Consider the following 17,702-nt stretch of genomic DNA (forward strand, 5'->3'; position numbering starts at 1 on the left):
CACAGTGCGATCACGCGCCGGGGCCGACTGCCGGGCGACACGGCACGGCAGCCGACCAGTCGGCCAACCGGTCCACCCCCCAACCGGTCGGCCCCGGCGCGGGCCCATCCCTCGACGCCACACCGGAGAGCCACGACATGACCCGCTACCGCAGACGTACCCTGCTCGTCGCGTTTCTCCTGCCGCTGCTGACCAGCTGCGGTAGCGCCGGACCGCCGGCCGGCGATCCGGCCCGGGCACCCGGGGTCGGTACCACGGCCACCCCGGCGACGCCGGCCACGTCGGCTGCGTCGGGCGAGTTCAACGCTGCGGACGTGATGTTCCTACAGATGATGGTCACCCATCACGAGCGGGGGCTGGAGCTGGTACGACTGGCCGAGAGCCGGGCCCAGCGGGCGGAGCTGAAGGTACTGGCCGCCGCCATCGAAGTCACCCAGTCCGCCGAGCGCGACACGATGCGGGACTGGCTACGGGGTTGGGGCCGCCCGACCTCGGCGGACCCGAACTCGCACGCGCACGCCGACCACGGCGGCATGCCGGTCACCGGCCCGGAGGAGATCGCCGCCCTGAGCCGGCTCAGCGGAACGGAGTTCGAGACCGCCTTCCTGAACCTGCTGATCGGGCATCAGCACGGTGCCGTGGAGATGGCCCGTACGGAGACCCGCCTCGGCGTACATCCGCCGGCCCGGGACCTGGCCCGCCGGATCGACCTGTCCCGTACCGCACAGATCGACCAGATGCTGAAACTGGTCGGCTGAACCGACACCCGGCCGACGGTGAGGAGAAGGGCCCGCCGCCCGGGTGTCGGCTCCTGCGGTCAGCGGTAGGTGAACCCGTGCCGGTTGTCCGCCACGTCAAGGTCCCCGTGTCCTACCGGGCTCGCGCCCGAGAATGCCGGTAACACGTGTCGATGCTGGGGACGGTTGCAGGAGTTCGGCTCACCGCAGCTGTGATTCACTGTCGGTTGGCAGACCGAAAGGGGGGCGACCGTGCAGTTGCCGGGAGTGTTGGGTGAACCGATCCGGTTCGTGCTCAACTGGGGTCGTCGCTACTCGCTCTGGGTCTTCAACTTCGGGCTGGCCTGCTGTGCGATCGAGTTCATCGCGACCAGCATGGGCCGGCACGACTTCATCCGGCTGGGCGTGATCCCGTTCGCCCACGGGCCACGTCAGGCGGATCTGATGGTGGTCTCCGGCACGGTCACCGACAAGATGGCACCCGCCATCAAGCGGCTCTACGACCAGATGCCCGAGCCGAAGTACGTCATCTCGTTCGGTGCCTGCTCCAACTGCGGCGGCCCCTACTGGGACTCGTACTCCGTCACCAAGGGGGTCGACCAGATCATTCCGGTCGACGTCTACGTCCCGGGCTGCCCGCCCCGGCCCGAGGCACTGCTGCACGGCATCCTGCGGCTACAGGAGAAGATCGCCGCTGAACAGGCCGGTATCGGCGGTGTGTCCCGACCGGACCCACTGGTCTCACCTGCCGACCAGCCGGCCGGTGAAGGTGTCCGGCCCGGCGGTGACCGTAGCGCGGAGTCGCTGACCGCCCCGCTGGTCCGTCCACCGGCGGCCGACGACCGCGGCTGAGTCCTGACCGGACACCCAGCCACGACCGGGCGTCAGCGCAACGCCAGTGGGGCCAGCCAGGCGCGGGTCGCCGGATCATCGGTGAGCAGTACGGACAGCGTGCCCGCAGTGCCGTCGAGCATGGTCGCGGCGGCACTGGTGGAGTCGTACCACCGGGTCAGCCGCTGGGCCACCTGGTCCCGTAGGTGTCGTTCCAGGGTCCGGGCGGCGGACAGCCCGAGGTGGTCGGCGAAGGCCCGGGCAACGGCGAGGATCCCCGGTGCGCCGTGACAGATCGTCAGTTGTGCCGTGACCGACTCGGCCCGCAGGTAGTAGTCGTCGTCCCAGACGGCACACAGCGATGCCATGCTCTCCCGGGCAAGATCCGCCACCGCCGGATCGCCGAGGACGCGCCCCGCTTCGGCCAGTTGCCAGGCCACGCCGGGTGCCCCGTAACACCAGGCCTGCCGGCGCGGGTCGGCCGACTCCTCGGTGCTACCCCGTCGCCAGGTCAGCACGCCACGCTCGTCCCGGAAGGCGGATCGGCACAGGTGCCCGGCCAACCGTCCGATCGCCCCGGACAGCTCGTCGCGTTCGGCACCGGACACCAACGGATGGGCGGCAACCAGGGCGGCGAGGACACCGGGTACGCCGTGTGCCAGTCCCTGGTTGAGCTGGCCGATGTTCCAGCGCAGTCTCGGGTCGGACTCGCGCGAACTGTGGCGCAGTCCGGCCAGGTCCGGTCCGGCGCACAGGGTCAGCAGGTAGCCCAGCCCCGGTCGCAGGTGTTCGGGCCGGCAACCCGGGGTGGTCGTCAGGGCCAGTACCGCGCCGGAGACCCCGCTGACCAGGTCGTAGTCGACGGCCAGCGGGCCGTCGGGGGAGGACCGGTGTCGACACCAGGCGACGAGCTGGGCCCGGCACAGGTCAGCCACCGTACGGAGTCGGGGCTCCACCGCGCACGCGTGGGTCAGACCGGTCAGGAGACTGGCGAGTCCACCACCGAAGAGTCGTGCCGCCGAAACTCCGTGTCGCCGCTGGGCCACCCAGGCCAGCACCGTTCGCCGTACGGTCGCCTCGACCTGCGGGCCGTCCTCGTCGACCGTCGCCCCGACGGGTCGGGTGTCCGTATCCGTGGTCGATGCGGAGGGTCCGCTGGTTCGGCCGGTTGCGATCCCGGTCGTCAGGCGGGCCAGCAGCGGAACGCCCCAGTCTGCCCGGGCGATGGCTTCCGGGGTAGCGGTGGCCAGGGCTCGCCCGGCCAGCTCGACCGGATCGGCGACGACACGCACGGTGGACCTTTCGGTGGTCCGGTGCGCCGGGCGGCGCACCGGACCGTCAGTGGGATCAGAAGGTGTGGCAGCTGCCGAACCCGCAGCAGCTGTTGTTGGTGAGGCCGGCGGCCTCCTCCGGAGCCAACTCCCGCAGCTCCTGGAAGTCGACCTCCAGCTCGGCGATCAGGCTGTCGACGTCGTCGAGCCGGAGCTCAGCCGAGACGAACTGGTCCATGCGGCACCATCCTCTGGTTGGGGGGCGAAATACTCCGCTGGCCCGGACGGACCGGCGGAGCCTCCGGCGGGGGGCCGGGAGGTTCTGGTGACTCGCGCGGCGACCACGTCGGCCGCCGCGTCGGGTGCGCAGTCGAACGGCAGCCGGAGGATCAGCTCGGCCAGGCCGTGCTGGCCGGCCGGGGTGGCTTCGTCGTCGACCGGCAGTTGGTCCGGGGCGGGCAGCAGTTCACTGACGAGCAGCACCTCGTGTTGTGCCGGGAACCGGTCCAGGGCCCGGGGTGCCCGTACGCTGTCCAGGTCGACGGCGATCGGCTCGTCGTGCGGATCGGCCACGACGGTGACCCAGCGGGGCAGACCGAGTCGGTGGCGTAGCCGGAGCAGGGCACGCATCCGGTCGATCACCGGATCGTCCGTGTGACCCAGCTCAGCCCGCCTGACCCGCCACTGGGCGGTGGTCAGGACGAGTCGGCCACCGCCAACGGTGATCCGGGGGACGTGTTCGCGGTCCGGCCAGGCGGGCAGGGACCAGGTCAGTGGCCGCCAGGCGCGACGATCCATCTGGGGGGACGCCCGCAGCAGCAGACCCCGGACAATGTCCCAGGGTGGGCGGGGAACCCGGGCGGTGTGCACGACCGGCCAGATCCGTCGGCCCTCGGTTTCGGCGATCACCCGCCCGTCGGCAGCGCGTAGCGTGATCGCGGACAACGGCAGGTACGCCGCCGGCTGCTCCGAGCTGTCCGCGAAGTAGCCGGTCGGATCCGGGTCGCCGGTCCACATACCGGTGTAGCCGGGACGTCGTACGGCGTTGGCGGCCAGGCTGGACATCGGTGGCACGAGCAGTTCGACGAGGGGCGCACCGGTACGGTCACTGAGCCGGCGCAGGAACCGACGGTAGGCGGGGACGTGCGGCACATCGCCGCCCAGCCGACGCAGTGCGGTGACGAACCGGGCGTCCAGCACCCCGGCCGGGGCGAGGTCGACCAGCAGCGCGATCGGTCCGGCCGGTGACGGCGTCGACGAATTCGACGACGTCGACCGGTCACTCCGCCCGGCGATCGGACGCAGCAGGAAGTCCATCGGCCAGTCGATGGTCTGGTCCGGGGCGCCGCACTCGTCGAGGACCGGGTCCAGGTCGATGCCCGCCCGTACGGCGTCGGCCCCGGACCGGGCGTCGGAGGCCACCTTCGGCAGCTGATCGTCGATCCAGCGGTACAGCCGCGCGTAGCCGGAGCCCGGGTCACGTACCGTCGGCCAGTCGTGGCGGTGTGCGCCGTGGGTGCCGACGGCGACACCTTCGTTGACGCAGTCGGCGACGATGTCGAGCAGGCTTCGCGGCCGTTCGGTCAGGGCCGGGGGGAGCGGTGGGGGCGGTGCCGGATCGTCCAGGTCGGTCAACGCCATCACGCGTAGCGCCTGCCCGATGAGTTCGGCCAGTTCAGCGGCGTGCGATCTGGCCAGATCGGCGGCCGGTCGCCGGTAGACGTCGAGGAAGGTCGCGGTAACCGGGGACGCCGCCGGCATCGCCGTGGCCGCAGCGGTGGCCGTCGCCGTCCCCGCAGGTGCTGCCGTCCCCGCCGCCGCTGCCGGGGGTGCCCCGCCGACCGGGTGCCGGAACGCGTCGACCGGGCGCCAGTCGGTGTGCACCGCCCTTGGCGCGGCACCGAGTTGCAGGGCACCGACCTTCACCAGGTGCGCGAGGAACCGACGTACGGCCTCCCGCCGGGCTGCGTCGTCGCCGGCCAGAGCGGCGACGAGTTGCGCCACCGGACGTGGCCCGTCGGACAGGAGCGACCACACGGCGTTCAGGGTCGCGGTGCGGCGCAGCCGCATCGCCACGAGTCGGGTGCGCTGTTCACCCTCGACCAGCCAGATCGCCACCTGTTCGGCGTCCGCCCAGACCAGCGGGGCGATCGCCACGCTGACCCCGTCGTCGGCCAGCAGGGCTTCCGAGGTTGCCCGCACCGTACGGAACTCGTCCAGGTTGTCGACGATCTCGGTGGCGGCCAGGTCGCGTACGGTGATCACCTTGCCGGCGGGCCAACCGGCCGGCGCTGCGTCGTCGCCGGGGTCGCCTCCCGTCACCGCCAGCGTGGCGACGTGCGCCAGCCAACCTCGGGGGGTCGCCCGGGTGCTGCCACGGGTGAGCATCCGCCACAGGTACTCGCTGCGTTGGCGCATGCGCTTGGTCGTCCATGGCTCACCCCGGGCCACCCGGGCGGCGATGTCCTGGAAGATCGCGACATCACCGTGCCGCAGCGCGTGCCGGCCGGCGGGATGGTCGTGCAGCACCTGCCAGGGCAGCGCCAGTAGCCGTTCCTCCTGTGCCGCCACCGACCGTGCGACGGCCTGGCCGGCCCGGCGGAGCGAGTCGTCGGTGGTGACGAGTTCGCGCAGATCGTCCGCCAGGTCGGTGTCGGGGAGGAGGTTGGCGGCCAGGTCCGCCAGCCCTGCGGCTGCGCCGGGGACCGGGGCTCCCCGGTGCAGCGCCCGCCGGACCCGCAGGGCCGTGCCCCGCTGTTCGCGGGAGAGCGCGGGATGCGGTACGAGTTGGTCGCCGAGTTGTTCGGCGACGACCGCAGCCCGGCTCCGGTAGGCCCGCGTACCGGATTCCAGCTCGGCCAGCCGGGCGTAGAGCTCCGGGTCGCCGCCCTCGGCGAGTGCCGACAACGGCAGCGCGGTCATCCGCAACAGGGCGGACGCGCCGATGGCGGGAGGCTGGGTCACGGCCGGTTCGACCGGTCAGCGAGGGCGGCGGCGACCAGCGCCTGGGTGAGGGCCGACAGTCGGCCCCGGTTCCAGTGGAAGATCGTGACGAAGGCGGCAGCCTCCCGGGAGCCGATCAGCGCCTCGGTTCCCTCGAAGTGTTCGGTCTGCCAGTGCCGTGCCACGTCCCGTAGGACGGTGCCCCACCGGTCGACCAGCAGCAGCGCCGGCTCGGGGAGCTTGGATCGCAGCAGGTCGGGATCGGACCACACGGCCCGGATGCCGGCACCGGCGGAGTTCACCTTCTCCGGGGCGATGGCGGCGGGAATCACCCGGTGGGCCTGTCGCCTGATCCGTTCCCAGACCTCCAGGTCCTCCCAGCCGGCGATGCGTAGGCCGTTGAGGAGCTGACGGACCAGGGCGAGGGAGAACGCCCAGCCTGAGGGAGGCTCGGCGAGTTGGTGGTAGCCCAGCCAGGCGCGGGCGTCGGCGGTGAAGAGGCGATGCGTGTACGACATCGAGGCCGGGCCGCCGAAGAGCAGCTGCTCCGGTTCGTAGATCCCCGGTGCCAACTGGTCGAGGTGGGGGCGGAGCAGTTCCAACCGGGTGTGGAGTTCGTCGTGCAGCAGTGGGCGCTGTCCGGGCGGTGCTTCGAAGCGGACCCGGAGTCCCGGTGGCTTGTGCATGTAGAAGAAGTTGGTGGCGATCTGGCCGTCGAGCAGTTCGGCGGCGATCCGGTCGAGCCCGGCGTACACCGCCGGCCAGTGGTGCTCCCGTGGCGCGAGACCGACCTGCACCCAGTCACGGCTCGGCTCCGGGTCACGTAGAGCCGCCAGGCCACCGGACAGGAACGCGTCCGTACGGTCACCGAACATCGGTGCCAGCAGCGTACGGAGTTGGTCCAGCCGGGAGTCGCAGAACCGTATTCCGGCAGGTCCAATGAGCAGGTCGGCCATCCCACCTCCTAAAAAGGTATCGCGGAGTTTAGTTAGCGGGCGGCCTGATTTCTAGGGGTTGAATTGCGCTGGCGTCAGCCGGGTGGTCAGGTATTTAAGCGAATTCCAACATTCTCGTCGGCATTCCTCGTACTCAATCTGATCATGAGTTATGTATCGCGAGATAGGGTGTTTTTGCGGGGTCCGGAGCGGGTTGTTGTGAATGATGCGTCTGTGGGCGCTGCCCCGGATGTCGATGCCGTCGACCCGGCTCGGTCACCTGTCGGAGCATCCGATGGCTGGTCAGCGGCTTGTGCTCGGCTGACGACGGGACGTCGGAGCCGGCGTGACGGGTGAGGGCGGCCCGTCGGTTGGTGCGGGTCGGTAATCGCGTCGGCGAATAGGTGCCGGTCGTAGCCTGTTCTGACTGCGCCGATTACCGGGCGAAGTCGAGTACCACCTTGATGTCATCGCCGGCTGGTGTGTATGCCTCCGCGTACGAGGCTGCCGGCAGGCGGCGGGTGATCAGGGCCTCCAGCCATTCTGAATTGGCGGCTGCCAAAGCCTCGGCTGCCATGTCCCAATGTAGGCGGTTGGCGTTGACCGAGCCGAAAACGACGTTGTTCTCCAGAACCAGCTCCCGGTTCAGCGCTCCGGCGTCAAGGTCGATCATGCGACCGCCGCTGGACACGCCGGTCAGGCAGACGATCCCGGTCGGGGCAGCCTTGTGCAGCACATCCAGCACGACGACCGGTGCGCCCGTGCATTCGAGCGTCACGTCGGGCTCGAAGTCCAGGTCCGCCACGTTGCCGGTGTGGTACGTGGCCCCCAGGGCTCCGACGAGCTGGGGCTTCGGCCCACCGGTGGCCCGGTCCAGGACGTGTACGGTGAGCCCGCGCTGGGTCGCCAGCAGAGCGGCCAGCAGACCGATCGGCCCGGCTCCGGTGACCAGGGCGGTCTGCGGCTTCCATTCGGCCCGGTTGCCGATCCGTTCGACATGGGCCCAGGCCTTGGCCACGACACTGGTCGGTTCGAGCAGCATGCCGACCCTCTCCAGGCTCGGGTCGAGCCGTACGGCGAACTTGGGCGGGATCCGCCACCGGTCGCGGGCGAAGCCCGGCAGTCCCTTGATGCCGTGCTCGGTGTAGAGCCCGTTGCGGCACATGTCCCACTCGCCGACCGCACAGTTGGGGCACGGTACGGGATCCGGGTAGCGGACGATGCCGGCGACCAGGTCACCGCGGTTCAGCGAGCCGGTCGGATCCTCGATCACCCGACCGAGTGACTCGTGGCCGAGCACGAGGGTGTCCGAGCCGGGGGTCGGTTCGCCGTAGTGGCCAGCGATGATCTCGTGGTCGGTTCCGCAGATGCCGACCGCCAGCGCCTCGACGAGTACCGAGCCCTCGTCGGTGGGCGGCTCGGGAAAGTCTTCGACGAGTCGCAGCGAGTCGGGTGTACCTGGCGTAACGGTCACGGCACGCATACCGAATATTCTTCCCTGTCCGCTGCCGCCCCGCACCCGAAACCGTGTTGCCCTCATGTTCTCCGCTTGCCTGATCGGGCGGTTCACGGGTGGCCCAGATAGCGCCGGCTGGTCATAGGATCGGCGGCATGACGCCGGAAGAGGTCGGTACGCGGCTGGGGACGCTGCTCGGGGACGTGGCCGCGACGGTCGGCGTGTCCGGCGGAAAGGACCACGCCCGCGCGACCGTCGACGTGCCCCTGGACAGTTGGCAGTCCGCGTTACGGACCGCCCGTGACGACGCCGAACTCGCCTGTGACTTCTTCGACTGGCTGTCGGCCGTGGACGAACTGGCCGAAGGCTTCGACGTCGTGGCCCACCTGTGGTCGACGACCCACCGGCACGGGGTGCTGATCCGCACCCGGGTACCCCGGGTCGGGGCCCGGGTACCGTCCGTGGTGGACATCTTCCCCGGCGCGGCATGGCACGAGCGGGAGACGTACGAGATGTTCGGCATCGGGTTCGACGGTCATCCCGACCTCAAACCGCTGCTGCTACCGCCCGAGTTCGAGGGGCACCCGCTGCGTAAGGAGTTCGTGCTGGCCTCCCGGGTGGCCAAACCGTGGCCGGGAGCCAAGGAACCCGGTGAGTCGGAAGCGGGCGGGACCCGTCGCCAGGCGATGCGGCCACCGGGCGTACCGGCTCCGGGTGAGTGGGGCGGTGCCTGATGCCGGTCTGGTTGGAACTGACGATCCGGGTCGTCGGTGTCCTCGCGGCGTTCCTGGTGCTGCCGCTGATCGTCGGACAGACCGAGCACAAGGTCATGGCGCACATGCAGGGGCGACTCGGCCCGATGTACGCCGGTGGTTTCCACGGCTGGGCGCAACTCGTCGCCGACGGGATCAAGTTCGTGCAGAAGGAGGACGTCACGCCCCGGGACGCGGACCGGCCGGTGTTCCGGCTGGCCCCGGTCGTGGCGCTGCTGCCGTACCTGCTGGTGCTGCTGGTCATTCCGCTCGGCCCGGGTGACCTGGTCGGGCAGCCGCTGGACATCGGACTGTTCTTCGTGCTGGCCGTGGTCGGCGTGGGCGTGGTGGCGGTGCTGATGTCGGCCTGGGCGTCGGCCAACAAGTACAGCCTGCTCGGCGGGCTCCGGGGGGCCGCCCAGCTGCTCGGCTACGAACTGCCGTTGGTGCTGGCGGCGGCGAGCGTGGCCATGGCCGCCGGTACGTTGAGCCTGCCCGGCATCGTCGACGCGTGGCAGCCGTGGTGGCTGCTCTGGCAGGCCCCCGCGATGATCGTCTTCTTCGTCGCCGGGCTCGCCGAGATCCGTCGTCCGCCGTTCGACATGCCGGTCGCCGATTCGGAACTGGTCGTCGGCTACATGACCGAGTACACCGGGCTACGGTTCGCGTTCCTCCTGCTGACCGAGTACGTCGGAATCGTGGTGATCTCCGCGCTGACCACCGTGCTCTTCCTCGGTGGCTGGCAGGGGCCCTTCGGCGACGACTACCTGGGCTGGCTGTGGACCCTGCTCAAGGTGTTCGCCGTGGCCTTCGTGATCATCTGGTTCCGGGTGACCTACCCACGGTTGCGTGAGGACCAGTTGCAGCGGTTGTGCTGGCTGGTGCTCGTACCGGTGGCGTTGGGGCAGCTCGTGCTCACCGCCGCCGTCCGGGTCGCGATCAGCTGAAGCGGTTTCTCCTCCGGGTTGATCAAGAGATTGGCGTCGTCTTTCGGCCGTTTCCGGGACGTGAAGCTCGTGATCAACTGGGAAGGCTGCCAGGGGGTGGTCGCGCACGCGGGGCTGACAGGGCAGGATGTTCGGCATGAGCGTGCCTGGAGAGGGGCTGGCGAAGGGGCTGGCGGTCACCCTCAAGACGATGACCCGCCGCTCGCACACCCAGCAGTACCCGGATGTCGCCCCTGAGCTGCCGCCACGCTCGCGCGGGGTGATCGGCCTGCTGGCCGAGAACTGTACGGTCTGCATGCTGTGCGCTCGCGAGTGTCCGGACTGGTGCATCTACATCGACTCCCACAAGGAAGAGGTCGTGGTGCCGGGGGCGGCCCGGGCGCGGCAACGCAACGTCCTCGACCGCTTCGACATTGATTTCTCCCTCTGCATGTACTGCGGCATCTGCGTCGAGGTCTGCCCGTTCGACGCGCTCTACTGGTCGCCCGAGTTCGAGTACGCCGAGTACGACATCCGGGACCTGCTGCACGACAAGGACCACCTCGGGCAGTGGATGGCGACCGTGCCACCACCACCAGCGCACGACCCGCAGGGCGAGCCGGCCAAGGAGGAGACCGCCGCCGCCCGAAAGGCCGCCGGACCGGGTGCTGCCCGTGCGGCTGGCCCGGGTGCGGTACGCCCGACACGCCCCGCCGCCCGCCCGGCGACACCGTCCACGGCAGCTGAACCCTCCGCCGCACCCAAGGCAGCCGAGCCGCCCGAGCCACCCAGGGCAGCTGAGCCACCCAGGGCAGCTGAACCCTCCGCCGCACCCGAGCCGCCCGAGGCAACCGGGGCAGCGGAATGACCGGTGCGGACATGCTTCTGCTGGCCCTCGGGGCGGTGGCGGTCGGTGCCGGCGTACTGGTGGTGACCTCGAAGCATCTGGTCCGCGCCGGGCTCTACCTGGTGGTCTGTCTCGGCGCGCTGGCCGGGCTCTACCTGGTGCTCACCGCCGAGCTGGTCGCCTGGGTGCAGGTGCTCATCTACGTCGGCGCGGTCGTGGTGCTGCTGCTCTTCGCGGTGATGCTCACCCGGGCGCCGATCGGCGCATCCGACGACCTGGACCGGCCCGGCTGGCCAGCCGCCCTGATCGGCGGGGGAGCCGGCCTCGGACTGGCCGCGCTGTTCGTCGACGCGTACCGCTGGTCCAAGGTGGACATGCCGGCAGAACCGGGCACCGCCGAGCGGATCGGCACCGAGGTCTTCAGCTCCTGGGTGCTGCCCTTCGAGGTGCTCTCGGTCCTGCTGCTGGCCGCGCTGGTCGGCGCGATCGTGCTGTCCCGCCCAGAGATCGGACGCCGACCGTGAGACCGGTGATCCCGTACGTCGTCGCCGCGTTGCTGTTCGGGCTGGGCGTCTACGGCGTACTACGCCGACGCAACGCCGTACTGGTGCTGATGTCCGTGGAGCTGATGCTCAACGCGGTCAACCTGATCCTGGTCACCGCCTCGGCGATGCCGCCACTGGCGGCGGTGACGGGCGCGCCGGCCGGGGCACCGACCGGGCAGGTGTTCGCCCTCTTCATCATCGTCGTGGCCGCCGCCGAGGTCGGTGTGGGCCTGGCCATCGTGCTCCAGCTCTACCGGCTACGAGCCAGCGTGGCCGTCGACGAGGTACCGCTCGACAGCCACGGCGTCCAGGGTGGACCGGTGGAGGCAGCGGACCGGGACGAGCAGGTGGGGGCGTCGTGACGGGTGTCGGCGTACTCGGGCCGCTGCTGCCGGCCGTACCCTTCGTGGCGGCGCTGGTCGGGCTCCTGCTGCCGGCCGCCCCGCGCAGCCGGTCGGCCACCGGCGGCGGTGTGCGTCAACCTGGCGTACGCCGGACGGCAGCCGGCCTCGGCATCACCGGCGCGGCGGTGTCGCTGGTCGTCTCGATCGTGCTCCTCGCGACGCTGGACGGCCCGGCGGAGACCTCGACCGTCTGGATCGACTTCGGCGGTCTCGCCGTCACCTTCGGGGTACGGCTCGACGCCGTCGCCGCGATGGTCGCGGTCGCGGTGTCCGCCGTGGCGCTGGCCGTCCAGGTCTACTCGATCTCCTACCTGTGCCGGGACGCCCCCGCCGGTCAGGGCGACGTCGACCACCGGTACGCCCCGTACGCCGCCCAGATCAGCCTCTTCACCGCCGCCATGCTGCTGGTGGTGGTGGCCGGCGACCTGATCATGCTGCTGGTCGGCTGGGAGGTGATGGGCATCTGCTCCTACCTCCTGATCGCCCACGACCGGCGGCTACCCGAGGCACCGGCCGCCGCGATGAAGGCCTTCCTGGTCACCCGGGTCGGCGACGTCGGATTCCTGCTCGGCATCGCGGTGCTCGGCATCGACGCGGGCAGCTTCCGGATCGCCGACGTGCTGGCCCACGACTACGCCGGCGGCACGCTGACCCTGGCCTGCCTGCTGTTGCTGGCCGGGGTGGCCGGCAAGAGCGCCCAGTTCCCGCTGCACACCTGGCTACCCGACGCGATGGCCGGCCCCACCCCGATCTCGGCGCTGATCCACGCCGCCACCATGGTGGCCGCCGGCATCTACGCGGTGACCCGGGTCTACCCGCTGTTCGAACAGGCACCGACGGCGCTGACCGTGCTCGGCGTCATGGCGGTGATCACCCTGCTGCTGGGTGCGTTCGCCGCCACCGCCCAGGACGACATCAAGCGGGTACTGGCCTGGTCCACGGTCTCCCAGATCGGCTACATGGCCGGGGCGTTGGCCGTCGGCTCGCCGCCCGCCGCGCTGTTCCACCTGCTCAGCCACGCGGCGTTCAAGGCGCTGCTGTTCCTCGCCGCCGGCGCTGTGATCCACGCCGTCGGCAGCACCCTGATGTCCACCATGGGTGGCCTGCGGCAAACCATGCCGGTCACCTTCTGGTGCACCCTCGTCGGCCTGGGCGCGCTGGCCGGGGTGCCGCCGCTGTCCGGGTTCTGGAGCAAGGACGGCATCCTCGTCGTCGCCGAGCAGGCCGCCCGGCACGGCACCGGTCCCACCCCCGCCTGGGTCGCCTGGCTGGTGTGGCTGGCCGGTCTGGTCGGCGTCGCGGTCACCGCCTGGTACGCCACCCGGCTGCTGCTGCTCACCTTCTTCGGCGACACCCGGTCCCCGGCCGCGCACCCGCACGACCCGCCGCCGCTGATGCGCTGGCCGGTGCTGCTGCTGGCGGTGCCCAGCGCGCTCCTCGGGTTGGCGGTCTTCGTCGCGCCGTTCCGGTCCGCGCTCAAGCTCGACGAACTGCACCTGAACGCGTTCCTGCTGCTGCCGGTGGCGTTGCTGCTGCTCGGGGCGGGCCTGGCCGGGTGGCGCTGGCGGCGTGACCCGGCCGCCGACCCGGCCACCACGCTGGGTCCGCTGCGGCCCGCCTTTGCCCGCGCCTTCTGGCTCGACGAGGTGCAGCACACCCTGGTCGTACGGCCGGTGCGGGGGCTGGCCCGAGCGGTGCGCTGGGGTGACGAGACGGTCGTGGACGGGGTGGTCGAGGGCACCGGACGGGGTACGGCCGGGCTGGGCGGCTGGTTCGCCGCCCGACATCGGGCCGGACTGCCCCGGGCGGCCACCGCCGTACTCGCCGGCGCGCTGCTGATCGGGCTGGCCGCCGTGGTTCTGGGCGGTGCCCGATGAGCCAGTCGATGGCCTCGGTTCCGCTGGCGGCGATGGGAGGTGGGACCGGGGTGAACGTCGGTCAGGTGCTGCTGGTCGCCACGGTGGCGCTACCCGCCGTCGGGGCACTGCTGGTCGCCGCCGTACCCGGGCGCAACGACCGGACGGGGCGGATCGTCGGCACCGTCTTCGCGGCGCTGGCCTTCCTGGTCAGCCTGCCGCTCTACGGCAACCGCGCCGAGGGCTGGGTCAGCTACGGGCCGGTCAGCGCCGGACCGCCGCCGGTGCTGCCCTGGCACGAGGTCGACCTGACCTGGGTACCCGGTCTGGACCTGCGGTTCCACCTCGGCGTCGACGGGATCTCCTACCCGCTGGTCGTACTCACCACGCTGCTGACCCTGCTCTGCTGCGCGTACACCCTGTGGCACGTGCCCGACCCGGGTCGGGGCCGCAGCCTGGTGGCGCTGCTGCTGGTCATCGAGGTCGGCATCCTGGGCACCTTCCTCGCCCTCGACCTGATCCTGTTCTTCCTCTTCTTCGAGGTCGTCCTGCTGCCCATGTACGCGGTCATCGCCGGCTGGGGCGGCGAACGGCGGCGGCACGCGGCCGGCAAGTTCGCCCTCTACACGCTCTTCGGCTCGGTGCTGCTCCTGGTCGGCGTCTTCGTCGTCGTCACCGCCGCCGGCACCGCCGACATCGTCGAACTCACCGGCGGCAGCGAGCTGACCCGGACCACCCAACTGGTGGCGTTCACCCTGTTCGCGCTGGCCTTCGCGGTGAAGAGCCCGCTGTGGCCGTTGCACAGCTGGCTGCCCGACGCGCACACCCAGGCCCCCACCGTCGGCAGCGTCATCCTCGCCGGGGTGCTGCTCAAGATGGGGACGTACGGCCTGATCCGGGTCGCCGTCGGGGTCACCCCGGAAGGCGCCCGCTGGGCGGCCGGCGTACTCGGCGTCCTCGCCGTCGCCGCCATCATCGTCGGTTCCCTGGTCTGCCTGGCCCAGGTCGAACTGAAACGGCTGATCGCCTACTCCAGCGTCGGGCACATGGGGTTCGTCCTGCTCGGCATCGCCACCCTCACCGCTACCGGGCTGGAAGCCGCGCTGATCGGCAACATCGCCCACGGCGTCATCACCGGCCTGCTCTTCTTCCTCGCCGGGGCGGTCAAGGACCGGGCACACACCGGGGCACTCGCCGACCTGGGTGGGCTACGGGAGACTGCACCCCGGCTGGCCGGGCTGCTGGCGTTCGCCGCGATCGCGTCGCTGGGCCTGCCCGGACTGGCCGGCTTCTGGGGTGAGGCGTTCGCCGTCGTGGCAGCGCTGAAGGTGGGCGGGCCGCTGTGGACCACCCTCGGTGTGCTGGCTGCGGTCGGTGGGGCGCTCACCGCCGCCTACCTGTTGCGCCTGCTCCGACGGGTCACCCAGGGCCGACCGGCCCCGGCGGTCACCCGGCTGACCCCGGGGCTCGCCGGCACCGAGTTGGCCGCCTGGGGGCCCCTGGTGCTGTTGGCGCTCGCCATCGGACTGGTGCCGGGCCTGGTGCTCGGCATCGCCGGTGACCCGGTCCAGGCCCTCGTGGAGGCGGTGGTCCGATGACACAGGCAGTGGACAACGTCGCGCTGCTGCCGGCGTACCTGGCGGCTGGCACGGCCGTACTCGTGCTCCTGGCCGACCTGCTGGTGGCCCGCCGGAGCGCGACGATCGCCGCCGCCGCGACGGGCACCGTCGCCACCGCGATCGCGGCGGTGCTGGTCGGCCGGACCGGCGATCGCCAGACGTTCTGCGTCGCGGCCGACTGCTCCTACCTGGCCAACGGGCGAAGTGCCCTGGTCGCCACGGTCTTCGCGCTGCTCACCCTCGGCGTCCTGGCGCTGTCGGTGCCGATCCTGCGCACCGGACCGACACCGGCGGGGGAGTACTGCTTCCTGCTGGCCTGCTCGATGACCGGTGGTGTCGTACTCGGTGCGGCCGGTGACCTGATCACCCTGATCGTGGCCCTGGAGACCCTGACCCTGCCGCTGTACGTGCTCGTCGGGCTGCGGCGTACCAGTGTGGCCAGCGCCGAGGCGGCGGTCACCTTCTTCATCGTCAGTGTGGTGGCGACCGCGGTGACCCTGCTCGGTGCCGCCCTGCTGTACGCGGTCACCGGCACCGTCCACCTGCGTCGGCTCGGTACGGTCTTCGCCGACACGCCGAGCCTGCTGGACGTGCCGCTGGCCACCGCCGCCGTGGCGCTGGTCGTACTCGGCCTGGCCTTCAAGGTGGCGGCGGTGCCGTTCCACGCCTGGGCGCCGGCCACCTACGACGGGGCACCCGTGCCGGTGGCCGGTTACCTGTCCACCGCCTCCAAACTCGGCGGCGTGATCGCCCTGCTGGCGGTCACCGCCATCGCCCTGCCGGCGGTCGTCACCGGCCCGGTGCTGGCCGTACTGGCCGTACTGACCATGACCGTCGGCAACCTGGTGGCGCTGCGGCAGCACCGGATGGTCCGTCTGCTGGCCTGGTCCTCGGTGGCGCAGGCCGGCTACATCGTCGCCCCGCTGGGCGCGCTGGCGCTGGCCGGTGGCCGTACCGCCGAGGCGCTGTCGACGGCGGTGGCGGCGACCGTGGCGTACACCGTCTTCTACGTGGTGATGGAACTCGCAGCCTTCGGTGCGGTCGTCGCGTTGCGGCCGGCCGGAGCCGACGGCGGGACGATCGAGGACTACCGGGGCGCCGCCCGCCGGCACCCGTGGCTCGGCGCGGCGTTCGTACTGGCGCTCGTCGGACTGGCCGGGCTGCCACCCGGGCTGGCCGGTCTCTTCGCCAAGGTGACAGTGGTGCGATCGCTGCTCGACGGGCAGGCCGGTTGGCTGGCCGTGGTGGTCGCGCTCAACGCGGTGGTCGGCCTTGCCTACTACGTACGCGTCGCCGCGGTCCTCTACGCATCCCCGGTCGAAAGCAGCACCCCGTCCACCTCGCCGGCTCGTCCGACCTGGGCGGTCGTCGTAGCCCTCGCGGTCGCCACCGTCGTCGCGGTGGTCATCGGGTTCGCTCCCCAGCTCGTCCTCGACGCCGCCCAGATGTGAGGATCCCCAGCTCGTCCTCGACGTCGCCCAGATGTGAGGAAGGGCCCCTTCCTATCGCCTTCGGTACAGGAAGAACCTCTTCCTGACCGGCACGACTGCGCCTTTTCCAGGTAACTCTCAGTTATGTCTGGACTATGGGTGGGTACCGGGGTGTTGGACCGGTAGGCGGGTCCACGAGACCCGCGCACCGAAGGAGTGATTCGTGCACAGTCACCACAACCGTCTCAAGACTGCCGCACTGCTCGGCCTGCTCACGGCGTTGATCCTCGCCGTCGGCTACTGGCTAGGTGGCAGCAGCGGCCTGGTCATCGCCGTGGTCGTGTCACTGGGAATGAACGCGGCCACCTATTTCTGGTCGGACAAGCTGGCCCTGCGTTCGATGCGGGCGCAACCGGTCAGCGAGGCGGAATTTCCCGCGCTCTACCAGATGGTGCGGGAACTGGCCGCCGAGGCACGGCAGCCGATGCCACGGCTCTACGTGAGCCCGACCGCACAGCCCAACGCGTTCGCGACGGGACGTAACCCGAAGAATGCCGCAGTCTGCGTAACCCAGGGCATCACCCAGATCCTCGACTACCGCGAGTTGCGGGGTGTCATCGGACACGAGCTTTCACACGTCTACAACCGGGACATCCTGATCTCCAGCGTGGCCGCTGGCCTCGCCGGCATCATCACCATGCTGGCCAACCTGGCCTGGTTCCTGCCGCTGGGCGGCAACGACGAGGATTCGCCGAACCCGGCCGCGCTGCTGATGATGCTGATCCTCGGCCCGATGGCCGCGACGATCATCCAGCTGGCCATCAGCCGTAACCGCGAGTACCAGGCGGACGCCTCCGGCGCCGGCCTCACCCGCGACCCGATGGCGCTGGCCAGCGCGCTGCGGAAGATCCACGCCGGTACGCAGCGCATCCCGTTGCCGCCGGAGGGGCAGCTCGCCAGCACCGCCCACCTGATGATCGACAACCCGCTGAAGGGGCGCGGTATCGCCTCGCTCTTCTCCACCCACCCGCCGATGGAGGAGCGGGTACGGAGGCTGGAGCAGATGGCCATGAACACCGGCCCGGTGCAGTTCCAGCGGTAGGACAACGCCGATGACGAAGTGCTGAGCCGCTTGCTTGCGGGTACGGGT

At 70.9% G+C, this 17,702-nt stretch carries 16 protein-coding genes; 11 read left to right on the plus strand and 5 right to left on the minus strand.

The genetic code is table 11. From position 1 onward, the window contains the following. Positions 1-137 precede the first annotated feature (137 nt). Positions 138-758: a DUF305 domain-containing protein gene (locus tag ACFQ4H_RS02815; RefSeq protein ID WP_377566569.1), complete on the plus strand. Its 621-nt coding sequence runs from the start codon at positions 138-140 to the stop codon at positions 756-758. A 231-nt stretch (positions 759-989) separates the two neighbouring features. After that, the gene (locus ACFQ4H_RS02820) at positions 990-1,589 is read left to right on the plus strand and encodes an NADH-quinone oxidoreductase subunit B (protein ID WP_377566571.1); all 600 of its coding nucleotides are present in this window, start codon (positions 990-992) and stop codon (positions 1,587-1,589) included. Between the two features lie 32 nt (positions 1,590-1,621). On the opposite strand, the gene ACFQ4H_RS02825 is transcribed toward ACFQ4H_RS02820, so the two are convergent. The 5 genes from ACFQ4H_RS02825 to ACFQ4H_RS02845 all read right to left on the minus strand — a co-directional run bounded on the left by ACFQ4H_RS02825 (position 1,622) and on the right by ACFQ4H_RS02845 (position 8,200). Then, the gene (locus ACFQ4H_RS02825; RefSeq protein WP_377566573.1) at positions 1,622-2,860 is read right to left on the minus strand and encodes a lanthionine synthetase LanC family protein; all 1,239 of its coding nucleotides are present in this window, start codon (positions 2,858-2,860) and stop codon (positions 1,622-1,624) included. A 55-nt stretch (positions 2,861-2,915) separates the two neighbouring features. Further along, the gene (locus tag ACFQ4H_RS02830) at positions 2,916-3,077 is read right to left on the minus strand and encodes a hypothetical protein (protein ID WP_377566575.1); all 162 of its coding nucleotides are present in this window, start codon (positions 3,075-3,077) and stop codon (positions 2,916-2,918) included. Continuing rightward, the gene (locus ACFQ4H_RS02835; protein WP_377566577.1) at positions 3,026-5,803 is read right to left on the minus strand and encodes a lantibiotic dehydratase; all 2,778 of its coding nucleotides are present in this window, start codon (positions 5,801-5,803) and stop codon (positions 3,026-3,028) included. The genes ACFQ4H_RS02830 and ACFQ4H_RS02835 overlap by 52 nt, the downstream gene beginning before the upstream one ends. Then, the gene (locus ACFQ4H_RS02840; RefSeq protein ID WP_377566579.1) at positions 5,800-6,738 is read right to left on the minus strand and encodes a thiopeptide-type bacteriocin biosynthesis protein; all 939 of its coding nucleotides are present in this window, start codon (positions 6,736-6,738) and stop codon (positions 5,800-5,802) included. Before ACFQ4H_RS02840 ends, ACFQ4H_RS02835 begins: the two co-directional genes overlap by 4 nt. 415 nt (positions 6,739-7,153) lie before the next feature. Next, positions 7,154-8,200 (minus strand): glucose 1-dehydrogenase, encoded by a 1,047-nt coding sequence (locus tag ACFQ4H_RS02845; RefSeq protein WP_377566581.1) that lies wholly within the window; start codon positions 8,198-8,200, stop codon positions 7,154-7,156. 128 nt (positions 8,201-8,328) lie between these two features. Between ACFQ4H_RS02845 and ACFQ4H_RS02850 the strand changes: the two genes are divergently transcribed. From ACFQ4H_RS02850 to htpX, 9 genes are all read left to right on the plus strand, one after another. Next, complete coding sequence (locus ACFQ4H_RS02850; RefSeq protein WP_377566583.1) at positions 8,329-8,907, plus strand: NADH-quinone oxidoreductase subunit C; 579 nt, start codon at positions 8,329-8,331, stop codon at positions 8,905-8,907. Continuing rightward, positions 8,907-9,872, plus strand: coding sequence for a complex I subunit 1/NuoH family protein (locus tag ACFQ4H_RS02855; RefSeq protein ID WP_377566585.1), 966 nt, complete (start codon positions 8,907-8,909; stop codon positions 9,870-9,872). The genes ACFQ4H_RS02850 and ACFQ4H_RS02855 overlap by 1 nt, the downstream gene beginning before the upstream one ends. A gap of 127 nt (positions 9,873-9,999) precedes the next feature. Continuing rightward, positions 10,000-10,719: a NuoI/complex I 23 kDa subunit family protein gene (locus tag ACFQ4H_RS02860; RefSeq protein WP_377566587.1), complete on the plus strand. Its 720-nt coding sequence runs from the start codon at positions 10,000-10,002 to the stop codon at positions 10,717-10,719. Further along, positions 10,716-11,222 carry an NADH-quinone oxidoreductase subunit J family protein gene (locus tag ACFQ4H_RS02865; RefSeq protein ID WP_377566589.1) on the plus strand — a complete coding sequence of 169 codons (507 nt, stop codon included), beginning with the start codon at positions 10,716-10,718 and terminating at the stop codon, positions 11,220-11,222. The genes ACFQ4H_RS02860 and ACFQ4H_RS02865 overlap by 4 nt, the downstream gene beginning before the upstream one ends. Then, positions 11,219-11,605 carry an NADH-quinone oxidoreductase subunit NuoK gene (gene nuoK, locus ACFQ4H_RS02870; RefSeq protein ID WP_377566591.1) on the plus strand — a complete coding sequence of 129 codons (387 nt, stop codon included), beginning with the start codon at positions 11,219-11,221 and terminating at the stop codon, positions 11,603-11,605. The genes ACFQ4H_RS02865 and nuoK overlap by 4 nt, the downstream gene beginning before the upstream one ends. After that, positions 11,602-13,524, plus strand: a complete 1,923-nt coding sequence (locus ACFQ4H_RS02875) for an NADH-quinone oxidoreductase subunit 5 family protein (RefSeq protein ID WP_377566593.1) — start codon at positions 11,602-11,604, stop codon at positions 13,522-13,524. Before nuoK ends, ACFQ4H_RS02875 begins: the two co-directional genes overlap by 4 nt. Positions 13,525-13,556: 32 nt before the next feature. Further along, a complete protein-coding gene (locus ACFQ4H_RS02880; protein ID WP_377566674.1) occupies positions 13,557-15,101 on the plus strand; it encodes a complex I subunit 4 family protein in 1,545 nt (514 codons plus the stop codon). Then, entirely contained in the window at positions 15,098-16,573 is a 1,476-nt protein-coding gene (locus tag ACFQ4H_RS02885; RefSeq protein WP_377566595.1) for an NADH-quinone oxidoreductase subunit N, read from the plus strand. Before ACFQ4H_RS02880 ends, ACFQ4H_RS02885 begins: the two co-directional genes overlap by 4 nt. Positions 16,574-16,775: 202 nt before the next feature. Then, positions 16,776-17,654 carry a zinc metalloprotease HtpX gene (gene htpX / locus ACFQ4H_RS02890; protein ID WP_377566597.1) on the plus strand — a complete coding sequence of 293 codons (879 nt, stop codon included), beginning with the start codon at positions 16,776-16,778 and terminating at the stop codon, positions 17,652-17,654. Positions 17,655-17,702 lie beyond the last annotated feature (48 nt).

The organism is Micromonospora sonneratiae, from assembly GCF_042679305.1.
Taxonomy (GTDB): domain Bacteria; phylum Actinomycetota; class Actinomycetes; order Mycobacteriales; family Micromonosporaceae; genus Micromonospora_H; species Micromonospora_H sonneratiae.